Annotated in this window: 20 protein-coding genes; 14 read left to right on the top strand and 6 right to left on the bottom strand. The window is 56.0% G+C overall.

The features are described from left to right. The first annotated feature begins 8 nt into the window (after positions 1–8). The 6 genes from aroK (at position 9) to R84865_RS05955 (ending at position 10,165) form a co-directional block, all read left to right on the top strand. A complete protein-coding gene (gene aroK, locus R84865_RS05980; RefSeq protein ID WP_435639103.1) occupies positions 9–557 on the top strand; it encodes a shikimate kinase AroK in 549 nt (182 codons plus the stop codon). 94 nt (positions 558–651) lie between these two features. After that, the gene (gene aroB, locus R84865_RS05975) at positions 652–1,746 is read left to right on the top strand and encodes a 3-dehydroquinate synthase (protein WP_435639102.1); all 1,095 of its coding nucleotides are present in this window, start codon (positions 652–654) and stop codon (positions 1,744–1,746) included. Between the two features lie 358 nt (positions 1,747–2,104). Beyond that, on the top strand, positions 2,105–2,281 hold the full coding sequence (locus R84865_RS05970) for a hypothetical protein (protein ID WP_435631113.1): 177 nt from the start codon (positions 2,105–2,107) through the stop codon (positions 2,279–2,281). Positions 2,282–2,328: 47 nt separating this feature from the next. Beyond that, on the top strand, positions 2,329–6,780 hold the full coding sequence (gene gltB / locus R84865_RS05965; protein WP_435639101.1) for a glutamate synthase large subunit: 4,452 nt from the start codon (positions 2,329–2,331) through the stop codon (positions 6,778–6,780). Positions 6,781–6,872: 92 nt separating this feature from the next. After that, positions 6,873–8,315 (top strand): FAD-dependent oxidoreductase, encoded by a 1,443-nt coding sequence (locus R84865_RS05960; protein ID WP_435639100.1) that lies wholly within the window; start codon positions 6,873–6,875, stop codon positions 8,313–8,315. A 398-nt stretch (positions 8,316–8,713) separates the two neighbouring features. Then, entirely contained in the window at positions 8,714–10,165 is a 1,452-nt protein-coding gene (locus R84865_RS05955; protein ID WP_435639099.1) for a serralysin family metalloprotease, read from the top strand. 79 nt (positions 10,166–10,244) lie between these two features. On the opposite strand, the gene R84865_RS05950 is transcribed toward R84865_RS05955, so the two are convergent. Next, complete coding sequence (locus tag R84865_RS05950) at positions 10,245–10,685, bottom strand: PACE efflux transporter (protein ID WP_435639098.1); 441 nt, start codon at positions 10,683–10,685, stop codon at positions 10,245–10,247. 158 nt (positions 10,686–10,843) lie between these two features. On the opposite strand from R84865_RS05950, the gene R84865_RS05945 reads away from it, so the two are divergent. The 5 genes from R84865_RS05945 to R84865_RS05925 all read left to right on the top strand — a co-directional run bounded on the left by R84865_RS05945 (position 10,844) and on the right by R84865_RS05925 (position 17,572). After that, complete coding sequence (locus R84865_RS05945) at positions 10,844–11,761, top strand: LysR family transcriptional regulator (RefSeq protein ID WP_435639097.1); 918 nt, start codon at positions 10,844–10,846, stop codon at positions 11,759–11,761. Positions 11,762–11,899: 138 nt separating this feature from the next. Further along, positions 11,900–13,273, top strand: a complete 1,374-nt coding sequence (locus tag R84865_RS05940; RefSeq protein WP_435639096.1) for an alanine/glycine:cation symporter family protein — start codon at positions 11,900–11,902, stop codon at positions 13,271–13,273. Positions 13,274–13,721: 448 nt separating this feature from the next. Then, positions 13,722–14,585 (top strand): isocitrate lyase/PEP mutase family protein, encoded by an 864-nt coding sequence (locus R84865_RS05935; protein WP_435631106.1) that lies wholly within the window; start codon positions 13,722–13,724, stop codon positions 14,583–14,585. Between the two features lie 331 nt (positions 14,586–14,916). Further along, positions 14,917–16,149: an acyl-CoA dehydrogenase family protein gene (locus tag R84865_RS05930; RefSeq protein ID WP_435636492.1), complete on the top strand. Its 1,233-nt coding sequence runs from the start codon at positions 14,917–14,919 to the stop codon at positions 16,147–16,149. Positions 16,150–16,297: 148 nt separating this feature from the next. Continuing rightward, positions 16,298–17,572, top strand: coding sequence for a mechanosensitive ion channel family protein (locus tag R84865_RS05925; RefSeq protein WP_435631104.1), 1,275 nt, complete (start codon positions 16,298–16,300; stop codon positions 17,570–17,572). Positions 17,573–17,689: 117 nt separating this feature from the next. On the opposite strand, the gene ahpF is transcribed toward R84865_RS05925, so the two are convergent. Further along, the gene (ahpF, locus tag R84865_RS05920) at positions 17,690–19,285 is read right to left on the bottom strand and encodes an alkyl hydroperoxide reductase subunit F (protein WP_435639095.1); all 1,596 of its coding nucleotides are present in this window, start codon (positions 19,283–19,285) and stop codon (positions 17,690–17,692) included. Between the two features lie 124 nt (positions 19,286–19,409). Next, entirely contained in the window at positions 19,410–19,973 is a 564-nt protein-coding gene (gene ahpC, locus R84865_RS05915) for an alkyl hydroperoxide reductase subunit C (protein ID WP_435631102.1), read from the bottom strand. A gap of 241 nt (positions 19,974–20,214) precedes the next feature. Between ahpC and R84865_RS05910 the strand changes: the two genes are divergently transcribed. Beyond that, positions 20,215–20,889, top strand: a complete 675-nt coding sequence (locus tag R84865_RS05910; RefSeq protein WP_435631101.1) for a gamma-glutamylcyclotransferase — start codon at positions 20,215–20,217, stop codon at positions 20,887–20,889. 174 nt (positions 20,890–21,063) lie between these two features. Here R84865_RS05910 and R84865_RS05905 read toward each other — a convergent pair whose 3' ends face one another. Then, on the bottom strand, positions 21,064–22,413 hold the full coding sequence (locus R84865_RS05905; protein WP_435631100.1) for an OmpP1/FadL family transporter: 1,350 nt from the start codon (positions 22,411–22,413) through the stop codon (positions 21,064–21,066). Between the two features lie 213 nt (positions 22,414–22,626). Between R84865_RS05905 and R84865_RS05900 the strand changes: the two genes are divergently transcribed. Further along, positions 22,627–22,830, top strand: coding sequence for a hypothetical protein (locus R84865_RS05900; RefSeq protein ID WP_435639094.1), 204 nt, complete (start codon positions 22,627–22,629; stop codon positions 22,828–22,830). On the opposite strand, the gene R84865_RS05895 is transcribed toward R84865_RS05900, so the two are convergent. After that, positions 22,827–23,849: a branched-chain amino acid aminotransferase gene (locus R84865_RS05895; protein ID WP_435631098.1), complete on the bottom strand. Its 1,023-nt coding sequence runs from the start codon at positions 23,847–23,849 to the stop codon at positions 22,827–22,829. The two genes, R84865_RS05900 and R84865_RS05895, sit on opposite strands and share 4 nt — an antisense overlap. Before the next feature lie 439 nt (positions 23,850–24,288). On the opposite strand from R84865_RS05895, the gene R84865_RS05890 reads away from it, so the two are divergent. Then, positions 24,289–24,897, top strand: coding sequence for an NAD(P)-dependent oxidoreductase (locus R84865_RS05890; RefSeq protein ID WP_435631097.1), 609 nt, complete (start codon positions 24,289–24,291; stop codon positions 24,895–24,897). Positions 24,898–25,039: 142 nt separating this feature from the next. On the opposite strand, the gene R84865_RS05885 is transcribed toward R84865_RS05890, so the two are convergent. Then, positions 25,040–25,756, bottom strand: coding sequence for a DUF481 domain-containing protein (locus R84865_RS05885; RefSeq protein ID WP_435639093.1), 717 nt, complete (start codon positions 25,754–25,756; stop codon positions 25,040–25,042). Positions 25,757–25,956 lie beyond the last annotated feature (200 nt).

Below are 25,956 nucleotides of genomic sequence, written 5' to 3'. Positions count from 1 at the left end.
GTTCGCTAATGAGTAGTGATGTCATGCAAGACGCACCCAATATTTTTCTGGTCGGTCCAATGGGCACCGGCAAAAGCACCATAGGTCGCCTGCTAGCCGCTGAGCTGGGGCGGCCCTTCGTCGATAGCGATCACGAAATAGAACAGCGCTGTGGTTGCAATATCCCGTGGATATTCGATTTGGAAGGGGAGAGCGGTTTCCGTCAGCGCGAAGCAGCGGTGATCGATGAGCTGACCGGCCAGCCGGGCATCGTGCTGGCAACAGGCGGTGGTGCCATTACGCATCCGCGCAGCCGTGAGCTGTTGCATCAACGCGGGCTGGTGATCTTCCTGAAAACGTCGGTTGCACACCAGCTCAAACGTACTGCCCGTGACCGTAATCGCCCGCTTCTACAGTGCGTTGATCCGGCGGCGAAATTGCGCCAGCTCATGCACGAGCGCGAGCCGCTATATAGAGAAGCAGCACACGTAATCATTAATACCGAGCGGCGCGGGCCAAAGGGCGTGGTAATGGAAATCAAACGCCAAATAGAACAGCGCGAACGATCGACGGTATAGCGCCAGTCGTGCGCGTAGTTGCGCGAATATCCTCGGCACGGTGCCGCCAAGCGCGGCGATTTGATAACACTCGTTTCACAACAGAGGCTAAGTAATGCAAACCCTGACGGTCGAGCTAGGCTCACGCAGTTACCCCATTCATACAGGCGCAGGCCTGATTGAAATGCCTGTGCTTTATACTCAGCACTTCGCCGGCCGTCAGGTAATGATCGTCACCAACGAGACCATCGCGCCGCTGTACCTTGAGCGGTTGAAGGCGCAGCTAGGTGATTATCAGGTGGCAGAGGTTATTCTTCCCGACGGTGAACAGTACAAATCCATCGAGTATCTCGAGAAGATCTGGGATGGCCTGATGGCGGCGGGCTTTAATCGACGCGCTACCATTATCGCCCTCGGAGGCGGTGTTATCGGCGATATGGCCGGCTTCGCTGCGGCCAGCTATCAGCGCGGTATCGGCTTCATTCAGATGCCCACCACGCTGTTGTCGCAGGTGGATTCATCGGTAGGCGGAAAAACCGGCGTTAACCATCCGCGTGGCAAAAACATGATCGGTGCTTTTTGGCAGCCGCGTGCCGTGATCATCGATACCAATACCCTCAATACGCTTGACCAGCGCCAGCTTTCAGCGGGCCTGGCCGAGGTCATCAAATACGGCTTTATCCGCGACAGTGATTTTCTTGCGTGGCTGGAAACGCATATCGATGCTCTTTTGGCGTTGGATACTGCCGCTCTCAATCACGCCATCATCACCAGCTGTCGCACCAAGGCTGATATTGTCGCTGAGGATGAAACCGAGCAGAGCGTTCGTGCGTTGCTCAATCTCGGACACACCTTCGGCCATGCCATCGAAACCCACCAGGGTTACGGCAACTGGCTGCATGGCGAAGCCATTAGTACCGGTATGGCAATGGCTGCCAAGTGGTCGCAGCTTTGTGGCGATATCAACGAATCTGATGTGCAGCGCGTTGAGCAGGTGCTTAGCGCTGCCCACTTGCCCATCAAAGCGCCCACCAACATGAGTGCCGAACGTTTTATCGAGCTGATGAAGCACGATAAGAAAGTCCTGGACGGCGGCATCAGGCTGGTATTGCTCGACGCACTGGGCAAAGCGCGAGTAGAAGATCAAGTTGATGAAAAAGCGCTGGCGCAGATGATCAACGATTACCCGCGCGCTAACTTGCCCCAATAACGTCGTGGTCATATAGCTATATAGCCACATGTCAGATCGTTGCCCTGAGTCAAAGCGGTTTGGCCCGCTAAAAGCCTCGCTTAGCGAGGCTTTTTTGTTGGTATCGGCACCGTTTCCTGCTGCTGCGATGCACGTTAACAGGCCACGCCTGCTCGTCTTGGCTCCTGCTTATCGATAGACGAATACCGTCTGATGCCATGTGTCGAGAGGGCTATCGAGGGATGCGTCGTTGCACGATGCGTAGTTATGTTATTTGCATGGGGTATGCAAAACTTGCATAACTAATTTGGGCTCAAATTGGCCCAAGGTTGTCCTGGGTACAGGATGCTTAGTCGTATTTATCTAATTGAAAAATAGGATGTTTTATACAGAAGGCGTGCTTCAGGAAGGGGCGGTGGCGGATTTTACTGTGTTTCAGATAACCATAAGGTTATTGCGCGCCAGTGAGCATCACCGCTATTCTCTTCCACCCGCTGGAAAGGTGGCGCTAGAGGCTGCTGTCACCGTTTTCACGGTTTTGAGAGAAAACCAATAAAAATACTCTCGTTTGATTTCGGTGACAAGTATCTCGAGGGGCGTTTCATGAACGAGGGTTTGTATCAGCCCAGTGATTTCCGTGACAACTGTGGCTTTGGCTTGATCGCCCATATGGAAGGGCAGCAAAGTTTCGAGCTATTGCAGTCAGCAATTGGCTCGCTGGCATGTATGACCCACCGTGGCGGCATCAACTCTGATGGTAAAACTGGTGACGGCTGTGGCTTGTTGTTCTCTATGCCTAAAGCCTTCATGCGCGACATCGCACGTGAAACGCTAGGTGTTGAGCTGGGCGAGCAGTTTGCTGTGGGCAGCCTGTTTTTCAGCGACGACGATGCGCGCGAAAACCACGCCCGCGAGGTATTTGAACGCGAGCTTGAGAAGCGTGGGCTAATCCTTCACGGCTGGCGCGACGTCGATATCGATGCCAGCGTGTGTGGCCCCATCGCACTGGCTTGCCTGCCGCGCATCCGCCATCTGTTTGTAGGCCCCGCTGAAGGACGCGAAAGCGATCAGCTGTTTGCGGTTGATCTATTCATGGCGCGCCGTCTTGCCGAGCAGCAGTTGGCCGACGACGAAGAGTTTTATGTCTGCTCGCTGTCGCCCAAGGTCATCTCCTATAAAGGGCTGATGATGCCGGCTGACCTGCCTACCTTCTATCGCGATCTCAACGATGCGCGCATGGAAGCATCCATCTGCGTATTTCACCAGCGCTTTTCTACCAATACTGCGCCGCGTTGGGAGCTTGCACAGCCGTTCCGTTTTCTTGCTCACAACGGCGAAATCAACACCATCGAAGCGAACCGTAGCTGGGCGAATGCGCGTCGCAAGCGTTTTCAAAGCGAACTGCTGCCCGAGCTGGGTGAGCTTGAGCAAATCGTCAGCACCAAAGGTTCAGACTCATCGAGCATGGACAACATGCTCGAAGTGCTGCTTACCGGCGGCATGGAGCTGCACCGCGCTATCCGTTTGATGGTGCCGCCTGCATGGCAAAACATGCAGACCATGGATGCCGATTTGCGAGCATTCTATGAATTCAACTCGATGCACATGGAAGCCTGGGACGGGCCGGCGGGTATCGTCATCACTGACGGGCGTCACGCTATCTGTACGCTTGACCGCAACGGGCTGCGTCCCGCGCGTTGGGTTATCGACGAGCGTGGCTTTATCACCCTGGCATCGGAAGTCGGCGTTAATCCGGTCGCTCCTGAGCTGGTGGTCGCCAAGGGCAGAGTAGGGCCGGGCCAGATATTGGCGGTGGATACCCACACCGGCGAAGTACTGCATACCGATGACGTCAGTAACCGGCTGAAATCCGAATGGCCGTTCAAACGCTGGCTGCGCGATAACGCTCACTATCTTGAGTCCGCTCTGACCGAATTGGCGCCGTTCGAGCCGATTCCGCGTGAAGAACTGCTGGCCTATCAGAAAACCTTCTTGGTGAGCTTCGAAGAGCGCGATCAAACGCTCAAACCACTAGCTGAGTTTGGTCAGGAAGCGGTCGGCTCGATGGGCGATGACACGCCGATGGCAGTTTTGTCGCGCCAGCCACGGCTGCTTACCGACTATTTCCGGCAGAAATTTGCCCAGGTGACCAACCCACCTATCGACCCGCTGCGTGAGTCGATCGTGATGTCGTTGGAAACGTGCTTGGGGGCTGAGCGCAATCTATTTACAGCCACACCCGATCACGCGCACCGCTTGATTCTCACTACACCGATTTTGTCGCCGCGCAAGTTTAGCGCGCTGACGTCGCTTGAAGATCCGGCATTCGCCAGTGCGGCGCTGTCGATGAGCTATGACCCGGAGCAAACCGGGCTGCGTGGCGCGATCGAAGCGTTGTGTCAGCAGGCCGAACAGGCCGCGCGTGATGGCAAGGTTATTCTGGTATTAAGCGATGCCGAGCTTGGCGAAGGTCAGTTGCCCATCCATGCCGCGCTGGCAGTGGGAGCGGTGCACGCACACCTCGGTAAGCTGGCGCTGCGCCCCAACGTCAACCTGATTGTCGCGACCGGCTTTGCGCGTGATTCCCATCAAATGGCAGTGCTGTTTGGTGCAGGCGCAACGGCGGTGTATCCGTGGCTGTCGTATCAGGTGATGCACGAAATGCATCAGAGCGGCGACTTGCAGGGCGATCCGGCCGAACTGCGCGAGAATTTCCGTAAGGGGCTGCAAAAAGGGCTACTTAAGATCATCTCCAAGATGGGCATCTCGCATGTTGCTTCCTATCGCGGCTCGCTGCTGTTTGAAGGTGTCGGTCTGGGCGATGAGGTGATCGAACTGTGCTTCCCCGCCATGGCGTCGCGAGTGGGCGGGATTGGCTTTGCAGAGCTGCAGTTGCAGCAGCAGATGCTCAGCCGCGAAGCCCATATCAAGCGCAAAGGCATTCGTCATGGCGGTCTGCTCAAGTATGTGCACGGCGCTGAATACCACGCCTATAACCCCGACGTGGTGAAAACACTCCAACTGGCGGTGCAAAACGGCGACTATCAGCAGTGGAAAGCGTTCGCACGGCTGGTTAACGAGCGTCCGGTGGCTACCATCCGCGATCTGCTGACGCTTAAAAAGGATCTCCAACCGATTGCGCTCGAGGAAGTCGAGCCGATCGAGGCACTGCTGCCGCGCTTCGATAGTGCTGGTATGTCGCTTGGCGCGCTGTCGCCGGAAGCGCACGCCAGCCTTGCGCAAGCGATGAACGAAACCGGCGGTCGTTCGAACTCCGGTGAAGGCGGCGAAGATCCGCAGCGCTATGGCTCGATTCAGAATTCAAAAATCAAGCAGGTAGCCTCAGGGCGCTTTGGCGTTACGCCGGCCTACCTGGCCAGCGCCGAAGTTATTCAGATCAAGGTTGCCCAGGGGGCCAAACCGGGTGAAGGCGGGCAGTTGCCGGGCACCAAAGTAAACGGCCTGATTGCGCGGCTGCGTTACGCCGTGCCGGGCGTCACCCTGATTTCACCGCCGCCGCACCACGATATCTATTCAATCGAGGATTTAGCCCAGCTGATTTTCGATCTGAAGCAGGTTAACCCATCTGCGCAGGTATCGGTGAAGCTGGTGTCCGAGCCCGGTATCGGCACTATCGCTGCTGGGGTAGGCAAAGCCTATGCCGACCTGATCACGGTATCAGGCTACGACGGCGGTACCGCTGCCAGTCCGCTGACCTCGATCAAACACGCTGGGTCGCCGTGGGAGCTGGGGCTTCCTGAGGTGCATCAGTCGCTGCGTATCAATGGTTTGCGGCACAAGATCAGACTTCAGACCGATGGCGGTCTGAAAACCGGGCTCGATGTCATCAAGGCGGCGATTCTGGGCGCGGAAAGCTTTGGCTTTGGCACCGCGCCGATGGTCGCATTGGGGTGCAAGTACCTGAAAATCTGTCACCTCAACAACTGCGCTACCGGCGTCGCAACCCAGGATGAGCGGCTGCGTGAAGAGCACTTCCGCGGCACCGTCGAAATGGTCAAGCACTACTTCCGCTTTATTGCTGAAGAAGTGCGCGAACTGCTGGCATCGCTGGGCGTGCCCACGCTGGCTGAGCTGATTGGTCGCACCGATCTGCTGGAGCAAATCGAGGGCGAAACGCCTGCTCATGGGCAGCTCGATCTCAGCCGGCTGCTGCACAACGACCATATTCCCGCTGATGCGCCTCAGTACTGCACTCAGCACCGCAACCAGCCGCACGATCCCGGCGCTAAAAACGCTGAGATGCTCGACGCCATGCGCTCTGCTATCGAAAGCGGTGAAGGCGGTGAGTTCAGCTTCAGCATCAATAACTGTGACCGCTCAGTGGGCGCGCGCATTTCCGGTGAAATCGCCTCACGCTACGGCGAACAAGGCTTGCGTCAGCCGCTCAAGGTGCACCTTGACGGTATCGCTGGGCAAAGTTTTGGCGTGTGGAACGCGGTTGGCCTGGAAATGTACCTGCAGGGCGACGCCAACGACTATGTCGGGAAAGGCATGAACGGCGGCAAGTTGGTGATCAAGCCAGCCGCTGGCAGCCGCTGCATCACGCAGGAAAGTGCCATTATCGGCAACACCTGTTTGTACGGCGCCACTGGCGGCAAGTTGTTCGCAGTAGGTCAGGCGGGCGAACGTTTTGGTGTGCGTAACTCGGGGGCTCACGCGGTGGTCGAAGGCGTAGGTGATCACGGCTGTGAATACATGACCGGCGGCGTGGTGTGTGTGTTGGGCCGTACCGGCGTGAACTTCGGCGCAGGCATGACCGGCGGCTTCGCCTATGTGCTCGACGAGGATCGCGGGTTTGTCGATCGCTACAACCATGAGTTGGTCGAAATCTGCCGTATCAATACCGAGGAAATGGAAGCGCACCGCCGCCATCTGCGCGAAGTGATTCAGGAATATGTCGAGGAAACCGGCTCCGAGTGGGGGCAGCACATTCTCGCTGAGTTCAATGACTTCCTGCGCAACTTCTGGCTGGTCAAACCCAAGGCATCCAGTCTCAAGTCGCTGCTAAGACTTCCTAGCCGCAGCGCCGCGTAGCGCAGCAATACATCACGGGCGCGGTGTGGCGCGCCCAACCGAATTGGTGAGGTCTGTCCGCGAGGGGCAGATTGACAAGGGAGAGACATCCCATGGCGCAACAACGTTTAGCGAACAATTTTCAATTTCTCGACGTCGGACGGCGTGATCCCGAGAAGAAGGACGCCCGCACGCGCGCGCGCGAGTTCAGTGAAATTTACGCGCCTTTCCGCGCGAATGAAGCGGCCTCTCAGGCGCATCGCTGTTTGGCGTGTGGTAACCCTTACTGCGAGTGGAAGTGTCCGGTTCACAACTATATTCCCGACTGGCTGAAGCTGGTCTCGGAAGGGCAGATTCTGGAAGCGGCTGAGCTGTCGCATCAGACCAACTCGCTGCCTGAAGTGTGCGGCCGCGTGTGTCCGCAGGACCGGCTGTGCGAGGGCGACTGCACGCTTAACGACGGCTTTGGTGCGGTAACCATTGGTTCGGTAGAGAAATACATCACCGACACCGCCTTCGCGCTGGGCTGGCGCCCCGACATGTCGAAAGTGGTGCCGACCGGTAAGCGTGTCGCGGTCATCGGGGCTGGGCCCGCGGGTATTGGCTGCGCTGATGTGCTGGTGCGCAACGGCGTTGCGCCTGTGGTGTTTGATCGCTATCCGGAAATTGGCGGCCTGCTCACCTTCGGTATCCCTGAATTCAAGCTTGAAAAGCAGGTGATTCGTCGGCGTCGCAAGGTGCTCGAGGAGATGGGCGTCGAATTTCGCCTTAATACCGAGATAGGCCGCGACATCCACATGCATGAACTGATCGCTGAATACGACGCAGTGTTCATGGGCATGGGCACCTACAAATATATGGAAGGCGGTTTCCCCGGCGAGCAGTTGCATGGCGTGCATAAAGCGCTCGATTACCTGATCTCCAATATCAACCACAACCTTGGTTTCGACACCTCGGAAGAGGGCTATGTGTCGATGCAGGGTAAACGAGTAATTGTGCTGGGCGGCGGCGATACCGCGATGGATTGCAACCGCACGGCGATTCGGCAGGGCGCGCACAGCGTTATGTGTGCCTACCGGCGTGATGAAGCCAATATGCCCGGATCGCGTCGCGAAGTGAAAAACGCGCGCGAGGAAGGGGTTGAGTTTCTGTTCAATCGTCAGCCCATTGAGGTGATCGGCGACGAGCAGGGGCGGGTGCGTGGCGTCAAACTGGCGACCACCCAAATGGGCGAGCCGGATAGCAACGGGCGTCGTCGCGCAGAGGTAGTCCCGGGCTCGGAAGAAGTCGTCGATGCCGATGCTGTTGTGGTGGCCTTCGGTTTCGAGCCCAGCGAGGTCGACTGGTTTAACGACCACAGCGTCGAAATTGATGCGCGCGGGCGCGTGGTGGCCGCTGAGCACGATCTGAAACGCGACCTGCATTTCGCCTTCCAGACCAGCAACGAGAAAATCTTTGCCGGCGGCGATATGGTGCGCGGTTCCGACCTGGTGGTGACGGCCGTTTACGAAGGTCGCAAGGCCGCTGAGGGCATTCTGGATTATCTGGGCGTTTAAAAACGTCCAATCAGCCAACGAGGTCGAGCAGCACCGAACGCTGTTTGCGCCTTTCGTTAGCGGCACTTCATGGCTTTATGACTCAGGGCGCTTCGGCGCCCTTTTTCGTGGGCATTGGCTCAGACCGTAGTGATTCATGGCGCGGCTGCGGCGGTGTTTGGCACGCGTGAAGCACTGAAACTCTGGTTTCAATCTGAATTATGAAATTGGGTATTTGTTTTTTCGCTTCAAATTCAGGCGATTGAGAGCCAAAAGGAAGCTAAATGATAAGAAATTCTTAATAACGCGCCTTGAAAGGATGACATTTCGATGACGGCTGCTAGGGTTAAAGGTGCAGTTCCATATTGATGCAGAACCTACGATCACAACCATAACGAATAATTGTTAGGAGACGTCACATGGCAACACGAAAACCCCACGAGTACGATTCGGCACTATCGTCGGATGCAAATGACGTGCTCGATGTTTTGACGCGAGACTTCCGCGGCGGTAACAGCGACTCCGGTTTACCCTCTTTCGATAATGAGGAAGCAGGCGCTCATATTGGTCGTGAAGACCAAACGTTAAATGGTTCTGGCGTGCTTGGGCGGCCTGTCGAGGTAACCTATTCGTTCCCTGATTGGTCGGGCGTACCAGTCAACGCCGCCGGTGACCGCAATCTGAGCGGCTTCGATCAGAATCAGCAGCATCAGGCGCGCCTGTCCTTACAGTCGTGGGCAGATGTCGCTAATATTACCTTTGAAGAAGTCAGTCCGAACGACAAAAGCGCGGATATCAACTTCGGCAACTTTGTCCAGTATGGCTCGGCATCATCTGCTTACGCTTTCCTGCCGACCGGCCCGGGTGATTCCATCGGTACCGACCTGACCGGGCGTGAGATATCCAGCCAGGTGTGGGTCAATCAGGAGCTTTTCCAGGACTACAACGTCCATCCCACGCTTTGGAATTACGGGCGCGAAACCCTGACTCATGAAATTGGCCACGCGCTCGGCCTCAGCCATCCCGGTGACTACAACGCGGGAGAGGGCAGCCCTTCGTATGCTGACTCCGATTACGTTGAAGATTCGCGTCAGTATTCACTGATGAGCTACTGGAGCGAAGGCGAAACCGGGGCTGACCACAAGGGGTTCTCGCCGGCGGCTCCGATGCTTGACGATATCGCGGCGATTCAGCGTCTGTACGGTGCCAATGAAGATACCCGTACCGGTGATACGACCTATGGTTTCAACTCCAACGCCGATCGCGACTTCTATAGCGCTGAAGATGGCAACGATCCGCTTATCTTCGCGGTGTGGGACGCCGGTGGTATTAACACCTTCGACTTCTCCGGCTATTCCGACAATCAGGTGATCAATCTCAATCAGCTGAGTTTTTCTGATGTGGGCGGTTTGAAGGGCAATATCGCGATTGCTGATGACGTTGATATCCATAACGCTATCGGTGGCAGCGGTAACGACCTTATTATCGGCAACGATCTGGATAACGAGCTGAGCGGCGGTGCCGGTAACGATATTCTCTATTGCGGCGCAGGTGCCGACACCCTGACCGGCGGTAGCGGGGCAGACACTTTTGTCTATCTCGATGCTGGAGACTCTACCGCTAGCGCAACCGATCTGATTACCGACTTCACCTCTGGCGAGGACGTTATCGATCTGACGGGTGTTGCGGAGGCATTGGGTGGGCTGTCGTTCGCTGACGACTTCTCTGGTCAAGTAGGAGACACTGCAGTTGCCTACGACGAAGGCCAGAATCTGAGTGAGTTGGGAATCGACACCGATGGAAGCGGTACGCCATCGTTCTTGATCGACATTGTCGGCGCGGTCAATCTCGACACCGACGTGGTTGCTTGATCGTTAGGCAAGGTTAAGCAGCAGCGCCGGAGGCCATTGCCTCCGGCGTTTTGCATTGAAGCGATAGTCGCCACTGGTGTTAATGCGTGGCCTGCTGAGACATTGCCGTTTTCGGGAGAGGAAACAGCCAGTCGTAGCCCAGGTTGTAGACGAAGGCATAGCACATGTAAAAAAGCGCCAATGTTATCGTCATCCCCAGCGTATCCAGTGCACCGCTGCCCAGATACAGCATGATCAAGGGCTGTAGCACCAGCAGTAATCCCACCTCGAATAAAAACGCATGCAGCACGCGCTGCGGCACCGTTTTAGCGACCCGCCCATAGCGGTGCTTCAAGGCGATATCGAACCCAAGGTTGTAAATGTAATTCCACAGCGTGGCGACAATGACGCTGATTACCGCAACGCCACCCATGTGCGCGAGCGATATACCAAACAGCCAACTACCCAGCGGCAGCACGATCAAAAGCCCGATAATTTCGAAGGCGAGCGTGTGTCGAACGCGATCCCAAAAGGTACGCATGTGCTTTCTCCGTTAAATCCAAGCGTGGCCATAAATGAATTCTTGCCGGCATTGGATCACCCGTTAGCGCGGGCAAGAGATTTCGTGGGCGCACCTTCTCTTTTTTTGAGTGATAATAAAAGTTGGAATCCATCGCTAATCAAGATAGGTGAAGCGTTATGATGCCGACGCTTGAGCAACTCAATGCCTTCGTCACAGCGGCTGACTGCGGCTCGTTTTCAGCCGCCGCGCGTCAGCTCTCGCGGGCCCAGTCACATGTCAGTACCCAAGTGGCGCATTTGGAAATCACGCTGGGGTTTGCGCTGTTCGATCGTAGCGGGCGAATGCCTCAGCTTACTGACAACGGTCGGCGGGTGCTGATAGAAGCACGGCAGCTACTGGCGCAGAGTGCTCATTTGATGGGCGTCGCGCAGCGCTTGGATGAGGGCGTGGAGGCGCGTATTCGGTTGGCGCTTGATGAGTTTTATCCCGAGCGCTTGATTGGCGGCGTGCTGAGCGATTTTGCCGAACGCTTTCCGAGCGTTGAATTAGAGCTGCACTTTCCCTTGCTTGACGACGTTAGCCAGATGATCGAACAGAATGAGGCCGACCTTGGCGTTCTGTGTCGCACGGCGGTGCCCGATAGTGCGATAGAAGCACGGCCGGTCGGGCGTGTACCGCTGCGGCTGGTGTGTGCCAAGGAGCATCCGCTGGCGCAGCAGCCCATTACCTATCAGCGGCTGGTGCACTACCGACAGCTGATTGTCGCAACGCGTGGGCGGCGCATCTCGCGCCAGAGCATGCGTATCGCTGCCGACGCCTGGTGGGTCGAAAGCCATTACGCCATGCTCGAGCTGGTGAAGCACGGAGTGGGGTGGGCGTTGATGTCTGATCATGTCATTGCCTCATCGCCGACACGCCCTTGGTTGACCACTCCCGATGCCCCTGGCATCGAGCACAGCGTTGAGCTGGAAATTGGTTGGCATCGTCAGCGCGGCCTCGGCCCGGCAGCGCAATGGCTGGCCGAGCGTTTCACGCGCGAGCCGTTGCCGCAGCGCTGGGAGCCGCTGCTGCGAGATATTCCTGAAGCCCACTAACGGGTCCGGGGTGGTTGCTGTCGTCGACGCAGTGCAGGGCGTTTGGCAGGGGTGAGTTAATGCTTGCGGTAGCGGAGATATAACTGGTTATAATCGCTGCTTATAATTTAAATAACGTTATATACAGGACCATCGCCGATGACTTCGATAAACGACGTACTCACTGCCATTAGCGGCATTATTTGGGGCCCTTTCCTGCTGATACCGCTATTGATGGCGACAGGCGTTTATCTGACCGTCAGGCTAGGAGGCGTGCAGTTCAGGCTGCTAGGCCATGCGCTATGGCTGGCGTTTATTAAGCGCCGCGACGGTACGGGTAAGGAAGCGGGCGATGTTAGCCACTTCGGCGCCCTGATGACGGCCATGGCAGCAACGATCGGGATTGGCAACATTACTGGGGTGGCCACTGCCATTTCCATGGGCGGTCCCGGGGCAATCTTCTGGATGTGGCTGATGGGCCTGTTAGGCATGGCAACCAAGTATGCTGAAGCCTTTCTTGGTAACCATTTTCGTCATCAGGACCAAAACGGTGAGTATTCTGGCAGCGCTGCTTACTACTTGCGCGATGGCGTGGGCGGTAAACTGGGCGGGCTGCTTTCGATCGCGTTTTGCCTGTTCGCAGTGGTAGCAAGCTTTGGCATTGGCAACATGACGCAGGCGCATACTGTCAGCCACACGCTGGAAGAGCAGTTTCGTATTCCGCTGTGGTTTTCCGGGGCCGTCATGGCGCTGATCGTGATGGTGGTCATTATCGGCGGTATTAAAACGATCGCGTCCTTTGCCTCGCTGGTAGTGCCCATTATGGTGCTGCTGTATATGCTCTCGAATATTGTCGTGCTGGGGTATCACTGGCAGGGCCTGGGCGACGCCTTTCACACCATTGTTGCTGACGCATTCAGCGGTTCGGCAGTGGCGGGGGGCTTTACCGGCGCAACCGTGATGATGGCCATTCAGTACGGCGTGGCGCGCGGTATTTTCTCCAATGAATCCGGGCTTGGCTCCGGCGCGTTTGCTGCAGCGGCGGCGCAGTCCTCTCATCCGGTGCGTCAGGCAATGGTGTCGATGACCCAAACCTTCATCGATACCATCATCATGGTGTCATTAACGGCCCTGATGATTGTCGTGACAGGGGCGTACAAGGTAGAAGGGCTTGAAGGCGCCAGTATTACCGGGTTCGCGCTGGAATCTGTTTTTGGGCCCGCTGCGGGCGGTATTCTGGCGGTGGCGGCGCTATTTTTTGCGCTGACGACTATTCTGGGGTGGAGTTATTACGGAGAGCGCTCGTTACAGCAATTGTCCAACAGTACCCGTCTGTCGTTGGCCTATCGCGTGGTGTTTTCATTTATTGTATTTATCGGCTCTATTACCCAATTGGAAGCAGTATGGACATTCTCAGATATTGCCAACGGTCTAATGGCGTTGCCTAACCTGGTGGGGCTGTTGGTGCTAACCGGGCTAGTGGCGCGCGAGACGAACGCGTATTTATCACAGCCTGATTGGAAAAAAGGTTGATAATCAGCTGTATACGAAAACTTTGAGCGGGAGAAAACGGCGTTTAAACAGGCGTTTATTTATCTCCCCTCGAAGGACGTTAAGGCGTATTATTAGCGTGTAAAAAATTAGAAAAAATATAGAAAATAGTTGCGGTGAGAATAATAAAAAGGCGTGTAAGCGGGCAAATTGAGCCGTAGTTAGCAGCCTATTTATTTACCTTCTACGCCTTTAGTATTATACTCTCGACCAATATTTATGACGTTCTCGATAGCGTTCGCCGTATCTTGTTCACTTGTTTCAGCCGCTTTTTGATAAGTGCTATTGGGCTATTCGATGACAACCGCTATCTTTGTTGGCGCGTGTCAAAGTGAACTCCTTCTGCATGGCGGTGAAACTTAAGATGAGTTGGGGCTCTTAGCCGATAAGGCGCAGGGCGCCGGCTCGCACAACAATCAGGAGTTGCTCCATGAGCATTCAATCTCAGCATCAGCTGCGTGTTCAGTTTCGTGAATTGATGAAAGGCGACACTTGCTTCGATGCAGGTTCGGTATTCGATCCCATGTCGGCGCGTATCGCGGGTGACCTGGGTTTCGAAGTGGGCATTCTAGGTGGTTCTGTCGCTGCGCTGCAGGTGCTGGCCGCGCCCGATTTCGCACTGGTCACGATGAGCGAATTTGTCGAGCAGGCAACGCGCATTGGCCGTGTCGCACAGCTGCCAGTGATTGCCGATGCCGACCACGGCTATGGCAATGCGCTCAACGCCATGCGTACGGTGACCGAACTCGAGCGCTCCGGTATCTCAATGATGACGCTGGAAGATACCCTGCTGCCTGCGCAGTACGGTCATAAGTCCACCGATCTGATCGGTACTGACGAAATGGTCGGCAAACTGCGCGCCGCTATCGAAGCGCGCATCGATCCTGATTTCTCCATTTTTGCCCGTACCAATGCCAATGTGCTCGACGACGATCAGCTTATCGAGCGCATCAAACGCTATCAGGCGGCAGGTGCCGATGGTATTTGCATCGTTGGTATTCGCGACGTCGAGCACCTTGAGCGTGTTACCGCCGACGTAAAACTGCCGATCATGCTGATTGCCTACGGCAACCCCAAGCTGCGCGATCTCGATCGTCTGGCGTCGCTGGGCGTGCGCATCGTAGTGAACGGTCATGCGGCTTACTTCGCGTCGATCAAGGCCACCTACGACATGCTGCGTGAGCAGCGCGGTATCAAGGCTTCTGATCTGTCGGCGTCCGAGCTGTCGTCCAAGTACTCCACGCTTGAGGAATACCGTATTTGGGCGCGTGAATACATGGATGTGAAAGAGTAAGTGCTTCCGTTGTGAGGAGGCTGGGCGCTCGCTTTTTAGCGGGCGCTTTTTTTTGCGCGCTTGAGCGCAAACGAGGCGACTCCCTTGCGCCAAAAACTTCTTACGCCATTCCGTTGCGTCATTTCAATCAGCCCCGCGCTTTCATTATGGTAGCTGAACCATGCGGCGCTTTACGTAGCGTAGGGGCGGTGTCTACTGAGCTGTTTTAGCAGCAGGTTTAGGCGCTGCCGCAGGTAGCCTCTCTCGGGGCTAGCCGTTGGCATTCGATACTTTTCAGCCATTGCCCAGTGCCTGTCACCGGTGCAGTGGCTATCGCGGTCAAGGGATAACCATGAGTACCAGCAACAGTGAGTCTATTGCGTTCGCCACTGAACGCCCGCTTCAGCAGCAGCTTGAGGTGGAGGAGGAAGCCCTGGCCACAGCGCGCGCGCTAAGTGAAAAATTCGCGTCCATACTCGATAGCCAGCCGGAGCAGCGTCAGGTATTGCCGTGGGCGCAGTTGGCCGAGCTGAAGGAAAGCGGTTTGACGACCGCGGTGATTCCTCCATCGCGGGGCGGGTTGGGGCTGCGCTGGCCGGCTATTGGCAAAGTGGTAAGAGAAATTGCTGCCGGTGACGGCTCGGTGGGTGCGGTGCTTGGCTATCATCTGATGCAGCTGTTCCATTTACGCCGCGAACCCCTTGAGCGGTGGCACGCATTAGAGCAGCGAATCGCCGAGCAGCGGTTATGGCTGGCGGGCGTGGTCAATCCGCGTGACGACGATGTGGTGGCGCGTCGTGAGGGCGATCACTGGGTATTGAACGGACGCAAGAACTTCTGCACCGGCAACGGTTTTGCCGATTTGTTAACGCTTAGCGTCACCCGTGAGGAAGACGGCGCCAGCGGCGCGGTGCTGATTCCCGCCGATCGCGAGGGAGTAACGCGGCTGCACAACTGGGAAGCCATTGGGCTTGAGCGCAGCGAAAGCGGCAGCGTGGTGCTTGATAATGTCGAGATTTCCGCTGAGGAGCTGGTGTTGGACAGCGATTCACCTGGCGGCAATTTCGCGGCGGCAGTGAAGGGACCCGTTAACCAATCGCTGTTCGTCAATTTCTATACGGGCTATACCCAAGGCGCGATCTTCGCCACCAAACGCTTCGTCCATGAATACGCGCGCGCATGGCTGCGTTCCAGCGCTGATACTGCCAGTGACGACATCCTCAATCGAGCACGCTTTGGCGAGATGTGGGTAGAGTTTCAGGCATCGGTGGCGCTTGCTGACAGTGCGTTGGAAAAGGTACAGACACTGCTGGCTGCCGGTGAGTCGTTTTCGCGCGCGCAGCGAGGCGAGGCTGCCGCTGCGGTGGCGACGGCCAAGGCTCACGTGGCGCGCAAGGGACTTACGATCTGTTCGGAAGCCTTCGAACTGATGGGCGCTCGCGCAACGGCAAGTCGCTATGGCCTGGACCGCTACTGGCGTGATCTGCGTACGCATTCGCTGCACGACCCAGTGGTGTATAAGTTTGTCGAGGTGGGAGATTTCGCGCTTAACGATCAGTACGCGGAAGTAGGGGCTTACCAGTAGCGGTTGCGTGCCGCTAAATGCAGAAAAAACGCTGGTTAGCTTGCAAGAAACTCAGGTTCCGCTAGGCTGCTGCTGCCGCTCACTGATGAATGTGCGCAGCGCTGCATAACTCTTCTGATTTCTATCTACTTCGAGAACGTCGCTCTTGATGTCTTATCTTCATCAACTGGGGCTTTGGCTTCAGCAGCAGGAAATTGTCTATCCCGTGGTCATTGTGGTGGTGCTGTTGGCACTGCCGTTAGTGGTGTACTGGCTGGCATGTACCTTCCTGCGCACTAGCGTTAGACGCTTCATTTTGCGCCACAAGAATGTGCTGTCGAAAGATATCGCGGTAACCCGCCGAGTCGCGCTGGTGTTTGCGGCGCTGGCGTTTTCCAGCACGTTGGCGGTAGTCAACGATTTGCCTCCCACACTGGATAAGGCCCTGTCGATCATTAGCTCGATTCTGTGGATTGTGAGCGTGGCGCTGCTGCTGATGGAAATGCTCGATACGGTCAATATGTTTTGGCTGAAAAAGAGCAAGGCAACGTCGCAATCAATCAAAGGCTACCTGCAGATAAGCAAGCTGATTATCAGTGCGCTGGCCTTGATTCTGATTATTGCCTCGCTGACCGGGCGGCCGCCTGCGATCATCATTTCCAGTTTTGGTGCAGCGGCGGCGGTGCTGATCTTTGTCTTCCAACACACGCTGCTGTCATTTATTGCCAATATTCAGATTTCAGCCGCGCGCGCGATCAACATTCGTGATTGGATCAAAATGCCCGGCGGCATGGTTGACGGCGAGGTGATGGATATCGCGCTGCACACGGTTAGGGTGCGGAACTGGGATAACACCATGGCGCGCGTGCCAATCCGCAACTTTATTACCGAGCCGTGGATCAATTGGCAGCCGGTGTTCAACGATGGGCGCGGTAGACGCATCAAGCGCAGCTTCCATATCGATCAAAACAGTATCGAATTTGCCAATGAAGAACTGCTGGCTCATCTGCGCGATACCTTTATTCATCATGACGATATCGATACCGGTGACGATATCTCGCCGGCCGAGCTGTTCGCCATGAACAGTCAGCAACTGCGTGAGTCGGCAATTACCAATATGGGGCTGCTGCGTGCCCACATCCTGCACTACCTGCGTTCCAACAAGGATATCCGCAACGATATGTTTGTGGTGGTGCGCTACCTGGAGCCTACCTCAGAGGGCGTGCCGATGGAGCTTTATTGCTTTTCGGCGCACCCCAATTTCGATGATTACGAACGGGTGCAGGCGAAGGTCACCGAATACGTGTACGCAGTGGCGTCGCATTTCAATATTCGTATCTTCCAAACGCCTTCCGGTCAGGATCTGACGCGCGGCATTGGGTCGCTGGCGCAGCGTAACGAGCCCAGCGCTTCTGCCAGTCACAACTCGGATGAGCCGCGCTAAGAGCGCCGGTGTGGCGTGCTGAATCCTGCATTAGCAGCGCATAAAAAAACCGCCGTCCGAGCAATCGGGCGGCGGTTTTGTCATTCACGCTAACACGTCAGCGTTGGGCAGCGTTTACTACACCGTTTCGGCTTCTTCAGCCGATGTCTCTTTAGGTGCGGTAACGCGAATCAAGTGATCGAAGGCTGACAGCGATGCTTTAGCGCCTTCACCGACCGCAATCACGATCTGCTTGTAAGGCACGGTGGTCACGTCACCCGCAGCGAATACGCCGGGAATGGAGGTGGCACCACGTTCGTCAATCTTGATTTCGCCATGCTGACTCAGTTCTACCGTGCCTTTCAGCCAGCTGGCATTGGGCACCAGACCGATCTGTACGAAGACGCCGTCAAGATCGATGCTGTGCTCGCTGCCATCGGTGCGATCCTTATAGGCAAGCGCGGTGACTTTCTTGCCGTCGCCTTGTACTTCGGTGGTCTGAGCGCTCTTGATCACTTTCACGTTGGGCAGGCTTTCAAGCTTGCGCTGCAGCACCGCATCGGCGCGCAGGCTGTCCTGGAACTCGAGCACAGTAACGTCTTTGACAATACCGGCCAGATCGATAGCGGCTTCTACGCCCGAGTTGCCACCGCCGATAACGGCCACCGGTTTGCCTTTGAACAGCGGGCCATCGCAGTGAGGGCAGTAGGCAACGCCACGGGTGTTGTACTCGGCTTCACCCGGCACGCCCATTTTGCGCCAGTTGGCACCGGTCGCCACGATGACTGATTTCGCTTTCAATACTGCGCCGCTTTCGAACGCTACTTGATGATCGTCGCCTTCCTGTGCCGCAGGAATCAGCTTGGCCGCACGCTGCAGCTTCATTACATCAACGTCGTAATCCTTGACGTGTTCTTCAAGCTCAGTCACCAAGCGCGGGCCTTCATGGGCCTTTACCGAAATGAAGTTTTCAATCGCTGCGGTGTCCTGTACCTGTCCACCAAAGCGTTCAGCCACCAGGCCAGTGCGTACGCCTTTACGTGCGGCATAAATGGCCGCAGCAGCACCCGCAGGACCGCCACCAATCACCAGCACGTCGAAGGGCTCTTTGGCATTCAGCTTGTCGGCTTCACGCTGCGCTGAACCGGTATCGATCTTGCCAACGATCTCTTCGAGCGTCATGCGGCCCTGACCGAAGTGTTCACCGTTCAGGTAAAGGGTGGGCACTGAGAGAATCTCTTTGCGCTCTACCTCTTCACGGAAGGCACCGCCTTCGATCATGGTGTGGCTGATGTTCGGGTTGAGCACTGACATCAGGTTGAGCGCCTGCACGATGTCAGGGCAGTTCTGGCACGACAGCGATACGTAGGTTTCGAAGTTGAATTCACCGTCGAGCGACTTGATCTGGTCGATCAGCTCTTGGCTGGCCTTGGATGGGTGGCCGCCCGTTTGTAGCAGTGCCAGCACCAGCGAGGTAAATTCATGGCCCATGGGCAGCCCAGCAAAGGTAATACCGATCTCTTCTCCCGGCGTACCCAGCGCAAATGAAGGGCGCCGTTCGTTGGTGCCTTCAGTGCTCAGACTGACCTTGTCCGACAGGCTGTCGATATCTGCCAGAAGGCCGTGCATCTCGCGCGATTTATCGCTGTCATCGAGCGATGCCACGATCTCGATGGGGCGTGTCGCTTTGGCCAGATAGGCCTTCAGCTGTGTCTTAAGGTTGTCGTCCAACATGGTAAAACCTCGGTCAGATGAAAGGGGGAAGAGAAAAACGGCGCCGCTGTGACGACAACGCCCGCGCAATCTCTTACGCGGGCGCTGAGAAGACTAACAAGCGGTGCCGCGAGGGCTGGGCCTGTTAGATCTTGCCAACCAGGTCGAGCGACGGAGACAGTGTTTCTGCGCCTTCTTCCCATTTGGCCGGGCATACTTCACCGGGGTGAGCGGCAATGTACTGAGCGCCTTTGACTTTCTTGAGCAGTTCTCCTGCTTTACGGCCAACGCCTTCATCGCTGATTTCAACAGCTTTGATAACGCCTTCCGGGTTGATCAGGAAGGTGCCACGCTCAGCCACGCCAGCTTCTTCGATGTAAACGTCGAAGTTGCGAGAAATCTGCGCAGTCGGATCGCCGATCATCGGGTAATTGATTTTGCCGATGGCTTCGGAGGTGTCGTGCCATGCTTTGTGGGTGAAGTGCTTGTCGGTAGACACGCCGTAGATTTCAACATCCAGCGCCTGGAACTGGTCGTAGATGTCAGCCAGGTCTTCGAGCTCGGTGGGGCACACGAAGGTGAAATCAGCGGGGTAGAAGAATACGACTGCCCATTTGCCTTTCAGAGTTTCTTCGCTGACGTCAACGAACTCGCCCTGATGGTATGCGGTAGCGGTAAACGGTTTGATTTCGGTATTGAGAAGAGACATTAGCGTGGTACCTCGTGCTGAGAATGACTGTTAGTTAACGATATTAAACCTTGCGGTATCGGCATAATTGATTGGCTGAATACATTTGATGCGGTAAACCTATGGAGACATCCTTGTGCGCGCTCGGATGGTTTTTTTAATTACCATCAGCTATAAAAAAATCATTTTAAATTTCTTTTTAAGCTCTTCGAAGGCGCTTATGATGATCTCAACCCAGCCAGCTTTATAGATGGATGCGCTAATGAACAATCTCAACGCCCGTGCCCTTGATTCAAGCTTATCTTTTGATGAGTCGGCGGCGATGATGGCGTGCTATCCGCCCAGGCTGGGGCAGGTGTGCCTTAACAGTGACGAGCAGTTGGAGGCCTCCATTGCCGAAACGCTGGCACGCCGTAAAGAGAAGGATATTTGGCTGTTTGCCTATGGCTCGTTGATTTGGAAGCCAGAGGGTCCCTCTGCGGAGCGCGCCAACGCTCGTATTAATGGCTACCATCGCGGCCTGAACCTGTGGTCACGTATCCACCGCGGCACCCCTGAACGCCCGGGTCTGGTGCTGGGGCTCGATCAGGGCGGAAGCTGCCAAGGAGTGGTGCATCGCCTTCCCGAGCACAACCTCGATCAGCATTTGAAGGCACTGTGGCAGCGTGAAATGCCCGACGACTCCTACCGTCCTGAATGGCTCGAATGCCGTCTGGCCGATGGTCGCAACATCGAAGCGTTGGCCTTTGTGCTGGAATCCGAGCGTCCCAACTATGCGGGAACGCAGCCTGATTCGGTGGTTCGTCAGGTGATTCGTCAGGCGCGCGGTCGCTGCGGCAGCAGTCGCGACTATCTGCGCAACACCCTGTCGGCGCTGCGTGCTCAGGCGATGCCTGATCACGCTCTGGAAGCTACCTGGGCGCGCTGCTCAAGCTGAAGTAGGCCGCCCCTCGCTGTATGCTGACGCAATACGAGACAGAGGAGTGTCGGCCACGCCCGCACCGGCTGACATAGCCCCGACTGAATCAGTACACACATGCGAAAGGCCCCTCGCTTCACAGCGCTGGGGCCTTTTGCGTACTGCGTCGTTACATCCTAGTGATGCAGGGGTTCAGAACAAGTAGCTCAGCTGAGCGCCGAAGGCATGGGCCTTGTTATGGTAGCGCGCTGAGTAATCGGCAGAGACGCCTGAGCCAAAGTCGCGAGATTGATCGATATCGGTGTGCGGTTCGTACAAGAACGAATAGGCAACATCGAGTTTCCAGTGCTCATCAGGCTGCCAGCCCGCACCCACCGAGATAGCGTAGCGATCGTCGGAGGGAATGCGCACGCTGCGGTAAGCATCTCGCGACGGTGTGCGGTCGTAGGAGAAACCACCCCGCACCACCCAATCGCTGTTGAGCTGATAGGCCGTTCCCAGCGCGAACTGCCATGAGTTCTTATAGAACTGATCTTCTTTGATGTTGGGTGCACCGTCGGAATAGACGTTAATGTCCCTGAATTCGCTCCAGTGTACCCAAGTAACGCCTGCCATCACGCGCCAATCATCGGTAATCAGCTGCGTTACCGAGAAGTCGAACAGTTCAGGCGTGCCAACATTCAGTTTTCCGTCGCGTCTGATCGAGCCAACGCCCAGTGGATTGCCCGCAGCAGGCTGACCTTGCCCGGGAACGTTCGAATAATAAACGTCTCCTTTAAGGTGATAAGACACCTTGGAGCGCCATTTCAGGCCCAGCGTTGTGGTCGTGGTGGGGCGATACATTACGCCAAGGTTCACGCCCCAGGCATCGTCATCACCCTGCACGTTAACGCGTCCTTCGCCCATCGGCGACGCGCCCGGTAGGCCCGCCATACCAGCTAGCCCGCTGGCATCGGGGCTGAAGGCGCGCACTTCACCGTCAATGTGGTTGTAGGTAACGCCAACGCCCACCGACCACTGCTCATTGAATTTGTAAGCGATGGTTGGCTGAACAGTAATGACTTTGACCGAGGTAAAATCGCCGAAGTAGCGGCCCTTGAAGTCGTTGCCGTAGTCGGTTTGCAAGCCGAAGGGGCTATAGACACCTAGGCCAGCGGCCCAGTGATCATCAATGGGAGTGGTAAAAAAGCCAAACGGCACCATGGTGCCAGGCACCGGGTTACGCCCTGCGGACCCTTGGGTTGGCTGAATAGGACGGCCGTTCAAATTGAGCGATCCTTGCGAGTCCGATATCGACGTGTGGGCGTCGATGTAGGTTCCACCGACGGTAATGACGGGCCGATCCAAATGAGTGATACCGGCGGGGTTGCCATTCAGGATGGTTGCATCGGAGACATTGGAGCTGCGTCCTGCATAACCAGTGCCCTGGCCGCTAACGCTTTGTTCATTCAACTGGAACCCGCCTGCCCAGGCGGTAGGTGCTGCGCCTGCAGCAACCAGACCAGTGCCCACTACCAGGTATCTTCTGAGGCTTTGTTTCATCGCCATTCCCCCTCGCCGAGCACAACGGCTATCGCAGCCGCATCGTGGTAACGTTCTTTTTCTGCGTGTGGTTCTTATGTAATTAAAATAGTTGTTTTAAACGATCTTTTGGCGACGCTTTGGTATAAGCGACATAAGTAGTATGAGGGCGGTTAATATTTTTTAATCAATTGAATTTGCGAAAGAAATAATAATATTTATAACCAGGAGGGAATGCTGCTGCGACTAATGTCGAGCGTTATTATTTATGCGCAGGGAAGCAATAGCGCCGAGCAGCGCAATCACTACGGCATCTCGATGGCGAGTGCCAAGACAGTGGCAAACAATATTACTGACGCAAAAAAGCGCCACGGCAACAGTGTCGTGGCGCTTGGCGTTACGGGCGCGGCGCTAGGGTGCGCCGGCAGTATGGCTTAGCCGTCGATTTTAACGACCCAGCCAGCGGGACCTTCGCGGTCACCGTACTGAATGCCGACCAGCTCGTCGTAGAGCGCTTTGGTGACGGGGCCGACATCACCTTCGCTGTAGAAGGTATGGAAGTGCTCGCCGTTCTGAATGCCGCCAATCGGTGTGATGACGGCTGCGGTGCCGCAGGCACCGGCTTCGGCGAAATCGTCCAGTTTGTCGATAAAGATATCGCCTTCTTCAACCTCAAGGCCCTGACGCTTGGCCAGCTCCAGCAGCGAGTATTTGGTGATACTCGGCAGGATGGACGGCGATTTGGGCGTAATGAAGCGGTTATCGCGGGTAATCCCGAAGAAGTTGGAGCCGCCAGCTTCTTCGATTTTAGTGTGCGTTTCCGGATCAAGATAAATGCAGTCGGCGAAGTTCCGATCATTTGCCTCGTGGCCCGGCAGCAGGCTGGCCGCGTAGTTTCCGCCAACCTTGGCTGCGCCAGTGCCATGGGGAGCAGCGCGGTCGTAGCTGGACACCATGAAGTTGACCGGCTTCATGCCGCCTTTGAAGTAGGGGCCGACCGGGGTACAGAAGACCGAGAAGATGAATTCCGGTGCCGGATGAACGCCAATGTTGTCGCCAACGCCAATGACATAGGGGCGCAGGTAGAGCGAACCTCCGCTGCCGTAAGGCGGAATGAAGTGCTCATTGGCCTTCACGACCTGCTTGCACGCCTCGATGAATTTCTCAGTGGAAATGGCCGGCATCATCAGGCGAGCACAGCTGCGCTGCATGCGTGCGGCATTCTGGTCGGGGCGGAACAGGTTGATGCTACCGTCCTTGCAGCGGTACGCCTTGAGTCCTTCGAAACACTGCTGGCCATAGTGAAGGGCGGTGGAGCCTTCGCTGATATGCAGCACGTTGTCTTCTGTTAGCGTGCCGTTGTCCCACTCGCCATCCTTCCAGTAGGAGATGTAGCGCAAATCAGTCTTGATGTAGTTAAACCCCAGCGAGTTCCAATCGATCGTTGCACTGCTCATTCGTGATATCCAGTTGGCTAAAAGCTAAAAAATCCCCACCTGCTGGCGGCACTGTCGAGAGTGGCGGCTTGTGGTGGGCGCTGGTAAACGTTGCCAATCGCTAGATAGCGACGTCCCATCGCAAGGGGTGCACTTACGTCTGGCGGTAGCGATGGGTCGAGGATGCCTTGAGGAGTAGTACAGAAGGCGGGTCGACGCATGATGCCATCAACGACGGGCGGCACTTGCCCTTGAAACGCAGGGGCGGTGAGCCCAAAAGGGGCGACGGACCTTGTGGGTCGTAACGCGATAGAACCCTATCATACCGCTTGTCGAAGTGGTGGGCCAACGCTTGGCGATATCCTGATAGGAAAACGCACTATTCAACGGCTGGAAGTTGTGCCGTTATCGCGTTAATAATACCCCGAAGAGTTTATTCATCTAAGCAAGGATATTGGCGATGGCAGTGGCAATTATCGGAGTAACAGGCAACGCGGGGGCACTGATCGCGATCGAACTGGTGGCGCGGGGCTACGAAGTCACCGGTATCGCGCGCTCGCTTCCACAGCAACAGCAGCAGGGTGTTACCTACAAGCAGGGCGACGCAACCGATGCAGAAATCCTGACCAGCTTACTGGAAGGGCACGAAGCCGTTATCCATGCGGCTAAATTCGAAAGCTCCAATGCGCATTCCGTTATTGAAGCGACCAAGCAAGCACAGGTGCCGCGCCTGCTGGTGGTCGGTGGTGCCGCTAGCCTGCTTACGCCAGATGACAAACCGCTGATCGAGAGTCCTGAGTTTCCCGATGCGTACAAGCCCGAGGCGAGTGCGGGTATTGAGTTTCTGAAAGCGTTGGAGCAGTCATCAGGCGTGGAATGGACCTTCCTGCGTCCGCAGGCGGAATTCATCCAGGGTGAGCGCACCGATAACTTCCGACTGGGCAAAAACCACCTGATTGTCGATGATAGCGGTCGTAGCTGGATTTCCTATCAGGATTACGCCATCGCGCTGGTCGATGAATTCGAAACCCAGCAGCACGCCAACCAAGCCTTCACCGTTGGTTATTAGCAGCGTGCCGAAGCGGCTCGCGTTCTAGTGCGCGAGCCACGGTCAGAGTGCGCGGCGTAATGATGCGCGCTTATAACGGCAAAGCCCCGCCAATGATGGTCTCATGGCGGGGCTTTCTGTTGCTTGCGTACACCAGATTCGCTTAGAAACCGTATACCAGTGAAACGTTGGTGGTGGTATCGGTTTTATGGTCAACCTGATTAGGCGGCTGGCTGTTGTTTTCGATGGCGTAAGAGAGTGCCAGCGTGAAGTGGGAGTTGATCGCCACATTAAGCGACGTGACCGAGGTGCTGGTGGTGTTGTCTGAGGCGACCAAGGTAGCCAGCTTCTGCGAGAAGGAGGCGGTGTCCGATATCTTGTAGCCGTAAGTTGCGGATGCATAGCCGACCAGCTTACTGGAGCTGCCGCCATCATGGTACTTGTCGTAGCGGAAGCCGGGACCGGTTTCGAGCGTTAGCGATTGGTGCTCGGTGTCGAGAATTTGACGACCATAACCCAAGTTGAAATTAACGCGGCTGTCGTAACCGGAATAGCGGTTGTTTTCCCATCCCAACTGGCCAAATAAATAGTCTTTGTTGGTCAGGTTATAACGGTTCCTTCCACCAACACTGTATTTCTCGGCGGTTTGATCACCGTCCGACGATGCGTTGTTGGCGTTCGCCCATAGGCTGTAGGACCAGGGATCGTTAAACCAGGTGCCCGTTAACGCTGCATTCAGGCTTGAGTCATCGCTGTTTCCCGAATGACCGGTGTAGCCTGCTTCAGCCTGGCCTTTAAAGGGCGTCTTGGCACTGGAGGGGTTATCCAACACGGTGAAGTCGGTGATATCGGCCAGTGCAGGGCTGGCAACGGTAGCCATGGAAAAACCTACCGCGAAAAGTGATGGCGTACTGAAGCGAATGGGCTTCACTGTTGATCCTTTTTATAAATTCAAGACATATGTGAAGAGCGAAGAATAGTGAATTGAAGAAACCCCCTCAAGGCATGCGGAATAATTTATGTCGTCAATAGCGATGGTGGTATTCATTCTCAGCGGTTAAGTGCGTAAAAAGGAGTATC

The organism is Carnimonas bestiolae, assembly GCF_051251145.1.
GTDB lineage: Bacteria > Pseudomonadota > Gammaproteobacteria > Pseudomonadales > Halomonadaceae > Carnimonas > Carnimonas bestiolae.
The sequence above is the reverse complement of the archived record's forward strand: the minus strand, read 5'-3'. Positions and strand labels throughout refer to the sequence as shown.